Genomic DNA, 15582 nt, shown 5'->3' with positions numbered 1-15582 from the left:
GAGGTGGTGATGGAGTCGGTGTATCTGCTGGTCGCGCTGGGCGCGATCGTCGCCGGATTCGTGCAGGGCCTGTCCGGCTTCGCCTTTGGCATGGTGGCGATGTCGTTCTGGGCATGGGGACTGGAGCCGCGGCTGGCGGCGACGCTGTCGGTGTTTGGTGCGCTGGTCGGTCAGCTGGTGGCTGTGTTCACCGTGCGCCGTGGCTTCAACCTGCGCCTGTTGCTGCCCTTCGTCTTGGGCGGGCTGGCCGGCATTCCGCTGGGCGTGATGGTGCTGCCGCAGCTGGACATGGACTGGTTCAAGGCGCTGCTGGGCGGCTTCCTGGCGCTGTGGTGCCCGGTGATGCTGATGACGCGCTCGTTGCCTCCGGTCCGCGTCGGCGGCCGTATCGGTGATGCGATCGCTGGCATGGCCGGTGGCGTGCTCAGTGGCATTGGCGGCTTTGCCGGGCCGGTGCCGACGTTGTGGAGCACCCTGCGAGGCTTCGGCAAGGACGAACAGCGCGCGGTCATCCAGAACTTCAACCTGGCGATGCTGGCGGTGACCATGGCCACCTATGTCGGCAGCGGCCTGGTCAGCCGGCAGATGCTGCCGTATTTCGCCATCGTGGCACCGGCCATGCTCGTGCCGACCCTGCTGGGCGCGCGGGTCTACATCGGCATCAGCGAGGCGCGCTTCCGGCAGCTCGTGCTGGGCCTGCTGACCGCGTCAGGCATCGCGTTGCTGGCATCGTCGCTGCCGGTGCTGCTGGCGCGCTGAGGGAGGAACGACAAAGGGCGCCACGAAGGGCGCCCTTTGTCGTCTATTGCATGTTGCGGCTCAGCGCTGCTGGATTTTCGACAGCAGACGCAGGAATTCAACGTACAGCCAGACCAGGGTCACCATCAGGCCGAATGCGCCATACCACTCCATGTACTTCGGTGCACGCTGGGCGACACCGGTCTCGATGAAGTCGAAGTCCAGCACCAGATTCAGCGCGGCCACGACCACCACGAACAGGCTGAAGGCGATGCCCAGCCAGCTGGAGTCATGGATCACCGGCACGTCGATGTTGAAGAAGCCCAGCACGAACGACGCCAGGTAGAGCAGGGCGATGCCGCCAGTGGCCGCGACCACGCCCATCTTGAAGTTCTCGGTGGCCTTGATCAGGCCGCTGCGGTACGCGAACAGCAGCGCAAACAGAGTGCCGAAGGTCAGCAGCACGGCCTGGAACACGATGCCCGGGAACTTGGCGTTGAACACGGCCGAGATGGCGCCGAGGAACAGGCCTTCCACCAGCGCGTACATCGGCGCGGTGACCGGCGACCATTCCTTCTTGAAGACGGTGATCAGCGCCAGCACCAGGCCGCCGATGGCGCCGCCCATGGCATACAGCCTGGCACCGGGCAAAACCTGACCGTAGTCGTCGATGGTCTGGTTCCAGGCGAAAGCGGCCGTCAGCACGGTCAACAGCAGCAGGAAACCGGTCTTGTTGACGGTGCCGTTGAGGGTCATTGCCTGGTCGGGGCTGGTCACCACCGAGCCGCTGGCGAGGTCGAGGAAGGTGGACTCGGAAAGAGCCGGGTTGCCGCTGCGCATGCGCGTTCTCCGTGCGAATGAGGGTCTGGACGGCCATCCGGCCGATGGGCGTGAGCATAGCCGATGACTGCTTTCGGCGTTGTGGCAGGCGCCGGATCTGTACATCCTGCGTTGACAGTTCCCAATGCGCTTGGCGACAATGACCAACTCCCCGGGCATGGCCCGAGGGGATTGCAAGACCGGGGTATAGCGCAGTCTGGTAGCGCGCCTGCTTTGGGAGCAGGATGTCGGGGGTTCGAATCCCTCTACCCCGACCAATCCCACATCACGTCGGATTGGACACCGTTCCGGTTCGGGCGCCCGTAGCTCAACTGGATAGAGCACCGGCCTTCTAAGCCGGCGGTTACAGGTTCGATTCCTGTCGGGCGCGCCATTGGAATCAATGGTTTATGAACTCACGCCCGCGAACATCGGTTCCCATTGGATGGCTGGGCAATCTTGGGTGGCGAGCATTCCACCTTCCTCTTTTCCGATGAAAGATGCCCTTTGCCTGGGGGGCAGTCGCACGGCGTGATGCCAGGCGGGTTGCGGTGAACCTGCGTCTGGCGATGATCGGCTCACTCCGCAGGTGCTTGAGCAGCGCCGCCTGGGTTGGGGCAATGTGCCCGGCAACGAAAAAAAGGCCAGCGCTATGCGCTGGCCTTTTCCATGTCGCGATGGACGCACTCTGGTCGAGTGCGCCCTGGATGGATCACATCTGTTCCAGTTCGCCCACCCGGACCTTGCCGCCACCGCAGTTGCCGTGGCAGCCGCCGCTGATCGGGCCGCTGCCACCGCCGCCGCCACCACCACCGCCGCCACCACCACCACCGCCCCGGGAGTTGGGCGGGAGGACGGTCGAAATTACTTCGCCGGAGTCGAAACCTGCACCTCGCCACGTGTAGTTGACGCAGGAAATACCGTTGCAGACGGTCAGGACATCACCGGTCTGGACTCGCGTCTGGGCTGTCCAGACGGTGGTCCGGCCGTCATTGAGCTTCTGCACCTCTTGGGAAAGCTGCTGGTTGGTCACCGGATCGGGATACGGGGTTGTCAGCGTGCATCCGGCGGTGCAGTTGATGACGCCAGGAAGCTTTTTCGCTTGAAGGCTCCCGGCTGCCATGAACAGCAGCACGCCTGCAATGGCGGGAATGGAGTTTCTACCAAGCGAAGGGATAATCCCAATCAGTCTAGCTTTCACAATAGGTCCTTATCGTGGGATGCAACAGTTCTTGAAGATTTCGTTCGATGAAATGCGGGCTTTCTCTTTCTCTTGGCTGCTCAGGTTTTTCTCATGGTTGGCAATGTCAGTGGTGGTGGCAAAACGTGGGTCCAGCCGGTTGAGGACGCGGGTGTACGCCAGGGCGGCAACGGGATCCGCAGGAACAATGCCGCCATACGTGTAGGCCATCGCCATGTCGCTGATGACATTGACGTTCCCTTGTGATTCCAGTTCGCGCAGATATCCGGTGGCGGTGTCCTTCCACGCCTCGAGCGCCGCGGGATCACGGATTGCGTCATCAAGCGAACCGATGACTTTCTCCGGCGATCGCGAGTAAGCGCGCATCGCTTCCTGCGAGCCCATGGCGGCGGCCTTCGAAAGCCAATCGGCGTGATAGATGTCCTGATCCAGAGCCAGCGACTCGCACTCTTTGAGGATTCGTTCCGATCGCTCCAGGAACCAGTTGCCGGACCCGACCGTGGTGGCTGAATCCGCCAGCTTGTCAGCGCGATCCGAGATGAAGGTCTGGCACTGCTCGATGGTTCGATAGATTTCGTAGGTTGCCGTGGCATCTCCGGATTCGGAGCGCAGCATCAGTTGCTTGACGTGGGCGAGCGCGTCACCGGGAGGCCGGAACTCATTGCCTCTTACGATCTCGTAGGCTTTGGGGCCCACCGCCTTGTACGAGCCTGGCGGGATCTTGTTGTCCCGCTCCAGCCTCTGCGCGGCCGCCGCACCTGACGCCGGAAGCTGCCTTCCCTGGTCGGGCCTTTCATCAAGGCTGCCACTCTTCCCGGATTCCTCTGCCGTGGCATCGGCAGCCGGCTGCTGCCGGTAGCCGTTCATTGCAACGGCTGCCACTGCCAGCACCGCTGCCAGCGCGACGAATCCGATTAGCCGCTTGCTCATCTATTGATCTCACCTTCATTGCAGGAACCGGCATGGTTGCAAACGTGCGCCTCGCGTTCCATGTCCTGCAGCTAACGTTGTATGAACGGATCTCCCCCATTCCTGTTTGAGATTGATTCACGATTCGTTCACCAATCATTCACGCCACTCGGGAGTGGGTCCGACGGTGGCGAGCTGTTTGCCTGCGCCTGACGTTCGGTGCATGGGGCACGCGCCTTCTGGCGCTCGTCACGGATGCAGTTTCGAAAGGCGCGGGAGAGGTAGAGCAGGTACTGGCCGAAGTGCATCGACAGCGCGGGTACCAACGGCGGCTTACCCTGTACTGCGGCGGTGTCACCTCGCTGGCGTTGACTGGCCTGCTGATGGAGGCGACGGCTCAACGCAGTGCGTCGATCGACGTGATCGAAACGGTGTTGCCGATGGACGGCGGCGGCCGATGTTCTCAGCCGAAGATGAGCGCTTGCACGCGCAGGTGTGCAAGCGATTACTCGTTGTGTGCTTCCTGGCAGGAGGCAGTCGCGCAATGCGATGCTTCAGCTGCTCGACGGAGCGGGCCAGCCGCGCCTGCAGTTGCAGGTCACGCCGAAGGGGGAGGCCACGCTGTCATTCCTGGATGAGCATGGGGACGCCGTGCGTGTGATCTCGGCGGAGCAGCTCTGATCTCCCGTTCCGGCCCCTGCACATCAATGTGAAGAAGTGCTTGCAATTCCTTCGCGACTCCCGGAAAATGCCGGACTCGCTTCGGGGGACGGACTTCTGGTTCCGCCCGGTAGCAAAGCATCAAGTTTCAACGTCAGCCTCATCGGCGGTGGAGCGAAAGTTTCAGTGGTGGCTGTAGCTCAGTTGGTTAGAGTACCGGATTGTGATTCCGGTGGTCGGGGGTTCGAATCCCCTCAGCCACCCCACTGATTCAACCGCATCGGCGCAGCCGAAACGGTATTGCAATAAACAGAAAGCACGCTACAATGTGAGTCTGAGTTTCACGGGCCGTTAGCTCAGTTGGTAGAGCAGTTGACTCTTAATCAATAGGTCCAAGGTTCGAATCCTTGACGGCCCACCAAGACAGAAGCCACCTGGTACCCCAGGTGGCTTTTTTCTTATAAGTGTGACTCCTATCGTTTCGATGGATCACGCGTTGCAGAACCCGCTCGGCGTGGATCTGCAGCAGCAGCGGGACCGCAGTGCTGGTTTCAACCACGTTGAAAAAAGTGCTTGCACCCACCGAGCGGATCGGGTCATAATTCGCGCCCCGATTTCGGGCTGTTAGCTCAGTTGGTAGAGCAGTTGACTCTTAATCAATAGGTCCAAGGTTCGAATCCTTGACAGCCCACCAGACGAAAGCCACTTGGTTCGCCAAGTGGCTTTTTTCTTGCCTGTTCGCCGGGTGGCGTCTGCACATACCAGCGGTGCCGGCTGGAGTGGAGCCCCCTTGAGTCAAGAGGGCGCGGCGAAGCCGCGGGGATGTGGGGGCCGGTGAAGTGGGGCCCACGCTTTGCCATGCAAAGCGTGGGGCTGCGGCGCGAATGCGTAGCAGCTTCCCCTTGGTTCGCCAAGTGGCTTTTTTCTTGCCTGTTCGCCGGGTGGCATTTCATCCACGCATGGTGTGGATCTACTGAAGCGATGCTGAAATCAGGGGCATACGCGTCATCAGTGTTTTCAATGCTGTGCGCTGCTTCTCACCGCGCTGCGCCCTTCATCGCACCCAATGGATCTTCCGCGCCGAGGGCGCATGTATGTACGAAGGAAGATCCTGATGGCCGATATGAAGCGACTGCACCGGGGGCTGTGGGTTTCATTTGCGTTGCTGGCACTGGCGGCCTGCGCGCCGGAACGTGATCCGGCGCAGACCGTGGAGCGCGATGCAGGTACGGAGGCGGTTCCAGCGCGCCCGGTCGGTGACGCCATGCAGATGCAGCCGGCGCAGCCGGTGGAGGGTGAAGCGGCGCCGGAGGCGATGGAGCTGCGTCGCGCCGACGAGGGTGGCGTGGATATCCGCAAGGTGGATGTGGCGGCCGGGCAGGGCGCTGACGCACCTGCGTCCCCTGCCGAGGCGAAGCACTGAGTCGCTGCCGTCCCGAACGGTTGCACGCCTTCGGGACGGCCTTTGGCGCGGGCAATGAGCACAGGGCTGTCATGTTCAGTTTTGTGCAGGCCTTCCGATTCCCGCCGTCGCCTGCGACAATGAATGCCTGAGCCGGCCACGCGAAAGTGGCGGAATTGGTAGACGCCCTGGATTTAGGTTCCAGTGCCGCAAGGCGTGGGGGTTCGAGTCCCCCCTTTCGCACCAGTGCCGGCCTGTCCCCGCCCTGATCGGGCCATCGACGCCCACTTGACCGGCACGCGCTGGCAGTGCAGGCCGAATTGGGCGAAACTAAAGGGCTGCGGCAAGCAGGCGCGTCCCAGACGTCGTGTCCTTACAACCGTTTCATCCCAATCATCGAGCCGGGGGCGTGGGCCACCGGTGGCAGGAGTCAACATGCAAGCTTCGATCGAATCCACCGGCAACCTGGAACGCCGCCTGAGCTTCTCGCTGCCGGAAGAGCGTCTGCAGAGCCACATCGTCGGCCGCCTGGGCGAAATCGCCCGTACCACCCGCATCAAGGGTTTCCGTCCGGGCAAGGTGCCGGCCAAGGTGATCGAGCAGCGCTTCGGCGCGCAGGTCCGTGGTGAGGCGCTGGACGGCCTGCTGCGCGAAACCTTCGACGCGGCCGTGCGCGAGCACGACCTGCGCATCGTCGGCAGCCCGCGCATCGACAAGGGCGACGAGGGTGAGTTCTCCTTCGTGGCCACCGTGGAAGTGGTGCCGGACTTCGGCGACATCGACGTCAGCAAGCTGACCGTCGTGCGCCATACCGCCGAGATCACCGACGCCGACATCGACCAGATGATCGAGAACCTGCAGAACCAGCGTCGTACCTGGGCCCCGGTCAGCCGTGGCGCGCAGGACGGTGACCTGGTCGCGGTGGAAACCTGGTCGCAGGCCGGCGAAGAGCGCCTGCCGGCCGAAGGCACCGAGAAGGGTTCGATCGTGCTCGGCCAGGGCATGATGTTCGAGACCATCGAAAAGGGCTTGGTCGGCCTGGCCAAGGGTGAAGAGAAGACCCTGGACGTCGAGTTCCCGGCTGACTGGCGCGTGCCGGTGCTGGCCGGCAAGACCGTGCAGGTCACCGTCAAGGTTGCCGAAGTCTCCGAGCCGGTCGTGCCGGCGGTCGACGAAGCCTTCATCAAGAGCTTCGGCGTGAAGGGCGGCGACGTGGAGCAGTTCCGCAGCGACATCCGCGCCAACCTGGAGCGCGAGCTGAAGGGTGCCCTGATGAACCGCCTGCGCCGCGAGGTCGGCGAGCAGCTGATCGCCGCCTATTCCTCGGTGGAAATGCCGCCGCGCCTGGTCGAGAACGAAGCCCGCGCCATGCTGGCCCAGCAGGTCGAGCAGATCCGCCGCAACGGCCAGAACGTTGGCGAGATCCCGGCCGATGCCCACGAAGGCTTCAAGGAAGCGGCCGCCAAGCGCGTGCTGGTCGGCCTGCTGGTCGGTGAAGTGGCCCGCATCAACGACCTGCGCCTGGAAGCCAAGCGCCTGAACGAAACGATGCGTCTGATCGCTTCGACCTACGAAGAGCCGGAGCAGGTCATTGAGATGTACCGCAATGACCCCCAGCTGATGTCTGGCCTGCAGAACCGTGTGATGGAAGAGCAGGTGATCGACTGGATCGCCGAGCGTGCCCAGCACACCGAAGAGAAGCTGTCGTTCCAGGACGCGATCCGCCAGTAAGCCCGGGCGGATCACCGGATGCCCCGTGCCTTTGCCGGCGCGGGGTTGTTGCCCCCCAAGATAGGTACCTCACGTAATGGACAACCGAACCAAAGCCCTGAACCTGGTTCCGATGGTGGTCGAGCAGACCAGCCGCGGCGAGCGTGCCTACGACATCTATTCGCGCCTGTTGAAGGAGCGCCTGATCTTCCTCGTGGGCCCGATCGACGATCACATGGCCAACGTGGTGGTGGCGCAGTTGCTGTTCCTGGAATCGGAGAACCCGGAAAAGGACATCAACATCTACATCAACTCGCCGGGTGGCGTGGTCACCGCCGGCATGGCGATCTACGACACCATGCAGTACATCAAGCCGAATGTGAGCACCACCTGCATCGGCCAGGCTGCCTCGATGGGCGCCCTGCTGCTGGCCGCGGGCGAAGCCGGCAAGCGCTATGCGCTGCCGAACTCGCGCGTGATGATCCACCAGCCGCTGGGTGGCTACCAGGGCCAGGCCACCGACATCGACATCCACGCGCGTGAGATCCTGACCCTGCGTTCGCGCCTGAACGAGGTGCTGGCCAAGCACACCGGCCAGTCGCTGGAGACGATCGCCCGCGACACCGAGCGCGACAACTTCAAGAGCGCCTTCGAGGCGCAGGCCTACGGTCTGGTCGACCAGGTCCTGGAGCGTCGTCCGGATGAGTCGATCCAGGCCGGTTGACCGGCCTTCACGGGGCCATGGAGGCCTCGTTCCTGCAGGGTCGGGCGGGACTGGTGTCCCCTCGGCCCTGTGCTATTCTCGAATCGAACCCCCGTTCAGCGGGTGGGGTAACTGGGTAAGCGAAGCATGAGCGAAGACCGCCAAGGTCGTTCCACGGACACCGGCAAGATCCTCTACTGCTCTTTCTGCGGCAAGAGCCAGCATGAAGTGCGCAAGCTGATTGCGGGTCCGAGCGTGTTCATCTGTGATGAATGCGTGGAGCTGTGCAACGACATCATCCGCGAGGAGCTTGAGGAAAAGGCGCAGTCGGCGCGCAGTTCGCTGCCGAAGCCGCGCGAGATCCTCGAGGTGCTCGACCAGTACGTGATCGGCCAGAACCGCGCCAAGCGCACCCTGGCCGTGGCCGTGTACAACCACTACAAGCGCATCGAGAGCCGGCAGAAGAACGACGACGTCGAACTGGCGAAGTCGAACATCCTGCTGGTCGGCCCGACCGGTTCGGGCAAGACGCTGCTGGCCGAGACCCTGGCCCGCCTGCTCAACGTGCCGTTCACCATGGCCGACGCCACCACGCTGACCGAAGCCGGTTACGTGGGCGAGGACGTGGAGAACATCATCCAGAAGCTGCTGCAGAAGTGCGACTACGACGTCGAGAAGGCGCAGCAGGGCATCGTCTACATCGATGAAATCGACAAGATCTCGCGCAAGAGCGAGAACCCGTCGATCACCCGCGATGTGTCCGGCGAAGGCGTGCAGCAGGCCCTGCTGAAGCTGATCGAAGGTACCGTGGCCAGCGTTCCGCCGCAGGGCGGCCGCAAGCATCCGCAGCAGGAATTCCTGCAGGTGGACACCAAGAACATCCTGTTCATCTGCGGCGGCGCGTTCGCCGGGCTGGACAAGGTGATCCAGGCCCGTTCCACCGACGTCGGCAGCATCGGCTTCGGCGCCAAGGTGAAGAGCAGCGAGCGCAAGCAGGAAGTGGGCAAGGTGCTGGCCGAAGTCGAGCCGGAAGACCTGATCAAGTTCGGCCTGATCCCCGAGTTCGTCGGCCGCCTGCCGGTGGTGGCGACCCTGGAGGAGCTGGACGAGCCGGCCCTGATCAGGATCCTGACCGAGCCGAAGAACGCCATCACCAAGCAGTTCAAGAAGCTGTTCGAGATGGAGAGCGTCGAACTGGAGTTCCGTCCGGACGCGTTGTCGGCCATCGCCCGCAAGGCGCTCAAGCGCAAGACCGGCGCCCGTGGCCTGCGCACCATCGTCGAATCGGTCCTGCTGGACACCATGTACGACCTGCCGTCGCAGGAAAACGTCAGCAAGGTGGTGGTGGACGAATCGGTGATCGAGCACAAGTCCGAGCCGTACCTGATCTACCAGACCCCGGCGGCCCCTGAACAGAAGGCCGCAGGCGCTGAGTGATCCTTCCAGGTTGTTGATTGGAAAGGATTTTCAAGGAATGCCTTGCATCTGAAAGCCGATGGCCCCATAACGGGGCCATCGGCTTTTTTTGTCTCCGGAAGATGCCCTCCCGGAGGCGGTTTTCCCCTTCCCTGGAGCCCCCATGGCCCGTTCCCCAAGTGAAACCCTCGACCTGCCGGTCCTGCCGCTGCGCGACGTAGTGGTGTTCCCGCACATGGTCATCCCGCTGTTCGTCGGCCGTGACAAGTCCATGCACGCGCTCGAACAGGCAATGGAGGCGGACAAGCGCATCCTGCTGCTGGCGCAGAAGTCGGCCGAGACCGATGACCCGCATGCGGCCGACCTCTACCAGGTCGGTACGCTGGCGCAGGTGCTGCAACTGCTGAAGCTGCCCGACGGCACCATCAAGGTGCTGGTCGAAGGCCTGTCGCGCGTGCAGGTCACCCACGTCGACGAGCGCAACGGCTCGCTGCATGGGCAGGCGGTGGAAATCGACGCCACCGACGAGCGCGAAGCGCGCGAGGTCGAGGCGATCGCCCGCTCGCTGATGTCGCTGTTCGAGCAGTACGTCAAGACCAACCGCAAGCTGCCGCCGGAACTGCTGCAGACGCTGTCGGGCATCGATGAGCCGGCGCGCCTGGCCGACACCATTGCCGCGCACATCAGCGTGCGCCTGGCCGACAAGCAGCGCCTGCTGGAAACGCTGGCCGTCGGCGATCGCCTGGAGATGCTGGTCGGCCTGGTCGATGGCGAGATCGACGTGCAGCAGATGGAAAAGCGCATCCGCGGCCGCGTGAAGTCGCAGATGGAGAAGAGCCAGCGCGAGTACTACCTCAACGAACAGATGAAGGCCATCCAGAAGGAACTGGGTGACCTGGACGACGCGCCGGGCGAGCTGGAAGAGCTGGCCCGCAAGATCGCCGAAGCCGGCATGCCGAAGGCCGTTGAAGCCAAGGCACGCAACGAACTGAACAAGCTCAAGCAGATGTCGCCGATGTCGGCCGAAGCCGCGGTCGTGCGCAACTACCTGGAGTGGCTGCTGGGCGTGCCGTGGAAGAAGCGCAGCAAGGTGCGCAAGGACCTGAAGGTGGCGCAGGACACGCTCGATGCCGATCACTACGGCCTGGAGAAGGTCAAGGAGCGCATCCTTGAGTACCTGGCGGTGCAGTCGCGCGTGAAGCAGATGAAGGGCCCGATCCTGTGCCTGGTCGGGCCGCCGGGCGTGGGCAAGACCTCGCTGGGCCAGTCCATCGCCAAGGCCACCAACCGCAAGTTCGTGCGCATGTCGCTGGGCGGCGTGCGTGACGAGGCCGAGATCCGTGGCCACCGTCGTACCTACGTCGGTTCGATGCCGGGCCGCATCGTGCAGAACCTCAACAAGGTCGGCAGCAAGAACCCGTTGTTCGTGCTCGACGAGATCGACAAGATGTCGATGGACTTCCGTGGCGATCCGTCTTCGGCGCTGCTGGAAGTGCTCGACCCGGAGCAGAACAACGCGTTCAACGACCACTATCTGGAAGTGGACCTGGACCTGTCCGAAGTGATGTTCGTGGCCACCTCGAACTCGCTCAATATTCCGGGCCCGTTGCTGGACCGCATGGAAGTGATCCGCATCCCCGGCTACACCGAGGATGAGAAGCTCAACATCGCCACCCGCTACCTGGTGCCCAAGCAGATCAAGGCCAACGGCCTGCAGCCGGAAGAGCTGGAGATCTGCAGTGATGCCATCCAGGACATCGTGCGCTACTACACGCGCGAATCGGGCGTGCGCAACCTGGAACGCGAGATCGCCAAGATCTGCCGCAAGGTAGTGAAGGAGATAGCACTGGCCGGCCCGCAGCCGGCGGCGAAGGCGAAGAAGGGTGCGAAGAAGTCCAAGGCGCTGGTGAGCGTGTCCAGCAAGAACCTGTACAAGTACCTGGGCGTGCGTCGCTTCGACTTCGGCCGTGCCGAGGAAGAAAACGAGATCGGCCTGGTCACCGGCCTGGCGTGGACCGAAGTCGGTGGCGATCTGCTGCAGATCGAATCGACGCTGGTGCCGGGCAAGGGCCAGTTGATCCTGACCGGCCAGCTCGGCAACGTGATGAAGGAATCGGCGTCGGCGGCACTGTCGGTGGTGCGTTCGCGCGCCGTGGGCTTTGGCATCGACAGCGACTTCCTGCAGAAGCACGACGTGCATCTGCACGTGCCCGATGGCGCCACGCCGAAGGACGGCCCGAGTGCCGGTGCGGCAATGGTCACCTCGCTGGTGTCGATGCTGACCAAGGTGCCGGTGCGTGCCGACGTGGCGATGACCGGCGAGATCACCCTGCGTGGTCGTGTCACCGCCATCGGTGGCTTGAAGGAGAAGCTGCTGGCCGCACTGCGGGGCGGCATCCGCACGGTCATCATCCCGGAAGAGAACCGCAAGGACCTTGCAGACATTCCGGCCAACGTCACCCGCGATCTGGAGATCGTGCCGGTGAAGTACATCGAAGAAGTCCTGGACCTGGCGCTGGAGCGTCCGCTGGCACCGAAGAAGGCGCGCAAGAGTGCGCAGCGTGTCACGGTGCGCAGCAAGGCCAAACCGAGTGGAAGCGCGCGCGTCAAGCATTGACGCGCGCTGTCCGATGGCCCGAAACCCGCGTCGTTGCTGGCTTTCCAGCTTGCGTGGGGGTAGGGCCACTGGTATAAAAGCAGCACTCGCGAATGAGTGATCGCTGTCAGCGATGACTGAATCGGCGAACCGTTTCCACATGGCGGCCGCATGCAGAAGGCGTGCGGTTGCTTCCCTGTCGAATAAGCGGAACCCACCGCCAAAGGAGTTGTAGAGAATGAACAAGACCGAATTGATCGATGCCGTTGCTGAAGCTGCCGACCTGACCAAGGCCGAGTCCAGCCGCGCTGTCGATGCCGTCGTTGCTGCCGTCACCAAGGCGCTGAAGGACGGCGATGCGGTCACCCTGGTTGGCTTCGGTACCTTCCAGGTCCGCGACCGTGCTGCCCGCACCGGCCGCAACCCGAAGACCGGCGACACCATCAAGATCGCTGCTTCGAAGAATCCGTCGTTCAAGGCTGGTAAGGCCCTGAAGGATGCTGTAAACTAAGCGGCTCGCTGGGGTGCTTAGCTCAGCGGTAGAGCGTCTCCTTTACACGGAGAGGGTCGGGGGTTCGAAACCCTCAGCACCCACCACAGCACCGCGGTAAAAGTTTGAGTGTGGAGCGGTAGTTCAGCTGGTTAGAATGCTGGCCTGTCACGCCGGAGGTCGCGGGTTCGAGTCCCGTCCGCTCCGCCATTCAACGAGGCCTCCGGCCAAAAGCTGGAGGCTTTGTTTTCTCCCCGGTCCAGGCCAGTGGGAAAACAAAAAAGCAACAATGCGGAGCGGTAGTTCAGCTGGTTAGAATGCTGGCCTGTCACGCCGGAGGTCGCGGGTTCGAGTCCCGTCCGCTCCGCCACTACATCGAGGCCCCCGGCCTGAAGCCGGGGGCCTTGTCTTCTCACCGACAGGTTCGGGAAGAAGGCGAAAAGGTTTTTGCAAGAACGGAGCGGTAGTTCAGCTGGTTAGAATGCTGGCCTGTCACGCCGGAGGTCGCGGGTTCGAGTCCCGTCCGCTCCGCCATTGCAGAATTCTTAAGTCCCTGTGAAAAAACTTTGAAAAAAGTGTTCGTCGGGCTGGGTTTCCAGGGAGTCTTCGGATATACTGGGCGCCTGCAAAGTTTCAGCGCGGAGCGGTAGTTCAGCTGGTTAGAATGCTGGCCTGTCACGCCGGAGGTCGCGGGTTCGAGTCCCGTCCGCTCCGCCAACTTTAAAAGCCCTCGGCGCAAGCCGGGGGCTTTTTCTTTGGGCCGTGCCGCAGGCCTGCCGATGTGCTGATGGTGCAGGTCCACGAAGATCGGCGCAGGCCGCGCCGGCGCTGCTTTTGGTCCCTGCGGCGAAGCGGGTTACACTGCCGGGCTCGCCAATCAGGCCTTGTGATTCTCACCATGCTGCAGAAACTCCGCGACAAGACCTCAGGCTGGATCGTCACCGTGATCCTGGGGCTGCTGATGATTCCGTTCCTGTTCGTGATCGACAACAGCTACCTCGGTGGCGTTGGCGCACAGAACGTGGCCAAGGTTTCCGCGCCGCCGACCTGGTGGCGTTCGGCGCCGTCGTGGTGGCCGGTGCGCATGCTGTGGCAGCACCACGAGATCAGTGCGCAGGATTTCCGCACCCGCTTCGAGCAGGAGCGCATGCGCGAGCGCCAGCAGCAGGGTGAGAACTTCGACCCACGCGCGTTCGAAAGCACTGAAAACAAGATGGCCGTGCTCGATCAGCTGATCGACGAGCAGGTCGTGCGCCTGGTGGGCGAGCAGGCCGGTGTCGTGGTGGGCGACGGTGCGGTGCGCGAGTACATCGCCACCATCCCGGCCTTCCTCGATTCGAACGGCAAGTTCAACGAGAACAACTATCGCCTGGCCCTGGCCGGTGGCAATCCGCCGCGTACGCCCACGCAGTTCCAGGAGCTGGTGCGCGAGAGCCTGCAGCAGTCGGTGATTCCGTCGGGCCTGCAGAATTCGGGCTTCGTCACCCAGGCCGAGACCGAGCGTCTGCTGAAGCTGCTGGGTGAAACCCGCGACGTCGAGCTGGCCGCGCTGCCGGAAGTGCCGGCCGATACCGCGCCGGTCACCGACGAACAGATCAAGCAGTGGTATGACAGCCACGGCAAGGATTTCCGCCAGGCCGAAAGCGTGTCGCTGGAATACGTCGAGATCAACGGCGCGAACCTGCCGGCACCGACCGCGGCTGACGAAGCGACCCTTCGCAAGCGCTATGAAGACGAGAAGGCGAAGTTCACCTCGCCGGAACAGCGCCAAGCTGCCCATATCCTGATCACCGGTGACGGCGCCGAAGCCAAGGCGAACAAGATCGCTGCCGAAGCCAAGGCGGCCGGTGCCGACTTCGCTGCACTGGCCAAGGCCAATTCGGAAGACCCGGGTTCAAAGGACCAGGGCGGTGACCTGGGTTGGGTCGAGCGCGGTGCGATGGTCAAGCCGTTCGAAGATGCGCTGTTCGCCGCCAAGGCGGGTGACGTGATCGGTCCGGTCAAGACCGACTTCGGCTACCACATCATCAAGGTCGCCGCGGTGCGCGGTGGCGAAGGCAAGTCGTTCGAGGAAGTGCGTGACACGCTGGCTGCCGAGCAGTTGAAGGCCGACGGCGAGCGCGGCTTCAACGAACTGGCCGGCAAGCTGGTCGACGCCATCAACAAGAGCCCGAGTGATCTGGCCGCTGCGGCCAAGGAAGTGAACCTGCCGCTGCAGACCCTGGGCCCGATCACCCGCGCAACCGCCAGTGGCATCGCCACCGATCCTGCCGTGCTGCGTGCCGCCTTCTCGGAAGTGCTGGTGCAGGATGGTACTGCCAGCGACCCGATCGCCCTGGGCGGCGCGACCAACCACAGTGTGGTCATCCGCGTGGCCGCGCACACTCCGGAACAGGCCATGCCGCTGGACAAGGCGCGCGAACAGGTGATCGCCGCGATCCGCGCCGACCGCCAGCGCCAGGCCAGCGACAAGGCCGCCGACGCCGTGCTGGCCAAGCTGAAGGCCGGTGCCACCCTGCAGTCGCTGGCTGCCAGCGAGAAGCTGCAGCTGAGCCCGATGCCAGGCCTGCCGCGTAGCCAGCCGGTGCCGACTCCGGAAATCAACCGCGCGATCTTCAGCGCGCCGGTGCCGGCCGAGGGCAAGCCGAGCTACGGCAAGGTGGATGTCAACGGCCACGCGCTGCTGTTCGCGGTGAACAAGGTCAACCCGGGCGACATCAAGGAAGTGACTGCCGAGCAGCAGAAGCAGCTCAAGGACCAGCTCAGCCAGATCGATGGCATGGCCGCAGCCAAGGCCTACGTCGAGGCGATGCGCAAGAAGTTCGTGATCCAGATCACCGAAGAGAACCTGTAAGCCTCGCGGCGGGCAGGACGAGAAAGGCCCGGCAATGCCGGGCCTTTTTTATTGGGAGCGATGCTGGAAATTGAACTGTAGAGC

General features: G+C 63.3%; 12 protein-coding genes and 11 tRNA genes. 20 read left to right on the top strand and 3 right to left on the bottom strand.

Features of this window, described 5'->3' with window-relative positions; translation table 11 throughout:
• Positions 1-9 precede the first annotated feature (9 nt).
• Positions 10-759 (top strand): sulfite exporter TauE/SafE family protein, encoded by a 750-nt coding sequence (locus N5D20_RS07695; RefSeq protein ID WP_010483903.1) that lies wholly within the window; start codon positions 10-12, stop codon positions 757-759.
• Between the two features lie 60 nt (positions 760-819).
• Here N5D20_RS07695 and N5D20_RS07690 read toward each other — a convergent pair whose 3' ends face one another.
• Entirely contained in the window at positions 820-1578 is a 759-nt protein-coding gene (locus tag N5D20_RS07690) for a Bax inhibitor-1/YccA family protein (RefSeq protein WP_126929896.1), read from the bottom strand.
• Between the two features lie 180 nt (positions 1579-1758).
• On the opposite strand from N5D20_RS07690, the gene N5D20_RS07685 reads away from it, so the two are divergent.
• A tRNA-Pro gene (locus N5D20_RS07685) sits at positions 1759-1835 on the top strand.
• A gap of 39 nt (positions 1836-1874) precedes the next feature.
• Positions 1875-1951 (top strand) — tRNA-Arg (locus tag N5D20_RS07680).
• A 318-nt stretch (positions 1952-2269) separates the two neighbouring features.
• Here N5D20_RS07680 and N5D20_RS07675 read toward each other — a convergent pair.
• Together N5D20_RS07675 and N5D20_RS07670 are read right to left on the bottom strand one after the other, a co-directional pair.
• Complete coding sequence (locus tag N5D20_RS07675; RefSeq protein ID WP_065427980.1) at positions 2270-2692, bottom strand: hypothetical protein; 423 nt, start codon at positions 2690-2692, stop codon at positions 2270-2272.
• A 75-nt stretch (positions 2693-2767) separates the two neighbouring features.
• Positions 2768-3688 carry a hypothetical protein gene (locus N5D20_RS07670; RefSeq protein ID WP_010483898.1) on the bottom strand — a complete coding sequence of 307 codons (921 nt, stop codon included), beginning with the start codon at positions 3686-3688 and terminating at the stop codon, positions 2768-2770.
• A 528-nt stretch (positions 3689-4216) separates the two neighbouring features.
• Between N5D20_RS07670 and N5D20_RS07665 the strand changes: the two genes are divergently transcribed.
• From N5D20_RS07665 to N5D20_RS07585, 17 genes are all read left to right on the top strand, one after another.
• Complete coding sequence (locus N5D20_RS07665; protein ID WP_258009652.1) at positions 4217-4348, top strand: hypothetical protein; 132 nt, start codon at positions 4217-4219, stop codon at positions 4346-4348.
• Between the two features lie 168 nt (positions 4349-4516).
• A tRNA-His gene (locus N5D20_RS07660) sits at positions 4517-4593 on the top strand.
• 79 nt (positions 4594-4672) lie between these two features.
• Positions 4673-4748, top strand: a tRNA-Lys gene (locus N5D20_RS07655).
• A 197-nt stretch (positions 4749-4945) separates the two neighbouring features.
• Positions 4946-5021: transfer RNA gene (locus N5D20_RS07650), tRNA-Lys, on the top strand.
• A gap of 420 nt (positions 5022-5441) precedes the next feature.
• The gene (locus tag N5D20_RS07645; RefSeq protein WP_049434082.1) at positions 5442-5750 is read left to right on the top strand and encodes a hypothetical protein; all 309 of its coding nucleotides are present in this window, start codon (positions 5442-5444) and stop codon (positions 5748-5750) included.
• A gap of 140 nt (positions 5751-5890) precedes the next feature.
• Positions 5891-5975 (top strand) — tRNA-Leu (locus N5D20_RS07640).
• A gap of 189 nt (positions 5976-6164) precedes the next feature.
• Positions 6165-7460 carry a trigger factor gene (gene tig / locus N5D20_RS07635; protein WP_010483893.1) on the top strand — a complete coding sequence of 432 codons (1296 nt, stop codon included), beginning with the start codon at positions 6165-6167 and terminating at the stop codon, positions 7458-7460.
• A gap of 76 nt (positions 7461-7536) precedes the next feature.
• Positions 7537-8163, top strand: coding sequence for an ATP-dependent Clp endopeptidase proteolytic subunit ClpP (gene clpP, locus N5D20_RS07630; protein ID WP_004146318.1), 627 nt, complete (start codon positions 7537-7539; stop codon positions 8161-8163).
• Between the two features lie 126 nt (positions 8164-8289).
• Positions 8290-9579 carry an ATP-dependent Clp protease ATP-binding subunit ClpX gene (gene clpX / locus N5D20_RS07625; RefSeq protein ID WP_019336555.1) on the top strand — a complete coding sequence of 430 codons (1290 nt, stop codon included), beginning with the start codon at positions 8290-8292 and terminating at the stop codon, positions 9577-9579.
• Between the two features lie 142 nt (positions 9580-9721).
• Positions 9722-12175: an endopeptidase La gene (gene lon / locus N5D20_RS07620; RefSeq protein WP_279914735.1), complete on the top strand. Its 2454-nt coding sequence runs from the start codon at positions 9722-9724 to the stop codon at positions 12173-12175.
• Positions 12176-12392: 217 nt separating this feature from the next.
• Entirely contained in the window at positions 12393-12665 is a 273-nt protein-coding gene (locus N5D20_RS07615) for an HU family DNA-binding protein (protein WP_004146343.1), read from the top strand.
• Positions 12666-12676: 11 nt separating this feature from the next.
• Positions 12677-12751: transfer RNA gene (locus N5D20_RS07610), tRNA-Val, on the top strand.
• 26 nt (positions 12752-12777) lie between these two features.
• Positions 12778-12854 (top strand) — tRNA-Asp (locus N5D20_RS07605).
• An 83-nt stretch (positions 12855-12937) separates the two neighbouring features.
• A tRNA-Asp gene (locus N5D20_RS07600) sits at positions 12938-13014 on the top strand.
• Positions 13015-13101: 87 nt separating this feature from the next.
• A tRNA-Asp gene (locus tag N5D20_RS07595) sits at positions 13102-13178 on the top strand.
• A gap of 106 nt (positions 13179-13284) precedes the next feature.
• Positions 13285-13361 (top strand) — tRNA-Asp (locus N5D20_RS07590).
• Between the two features lie 181 nt (positions 13362-13542).
• Positions 13543-15498, top strand: a complete 1956-nt coding sequence (locus tag N5D20_RS07585) for a peptidyl-prolyl cis-trans isomerase (RefSeq protein WP_279914734.1) — start codon at positions 13543-13545, stop codon at positions 15496-15498.
• Positions 15499-15582: the final 84 nt, after the last annotated feature.

It is taken from the genome of Stenotrophomonas sp. GD03877 (genome assembly GCF_029840555.1).
Classification (GTDB): Bacteria; Pseudomonadota; Gammaproteobacteria; order Xanthomonadales; family Xanthomonadaceae; genus Stenotrophomonas; species Stenotrophomonas geniculata.
The sequence above is the reverse complement of the archived record's forward strand: the minus strand, read 5'-3'. Positions and strand labels throughout refer to the sequence as shown.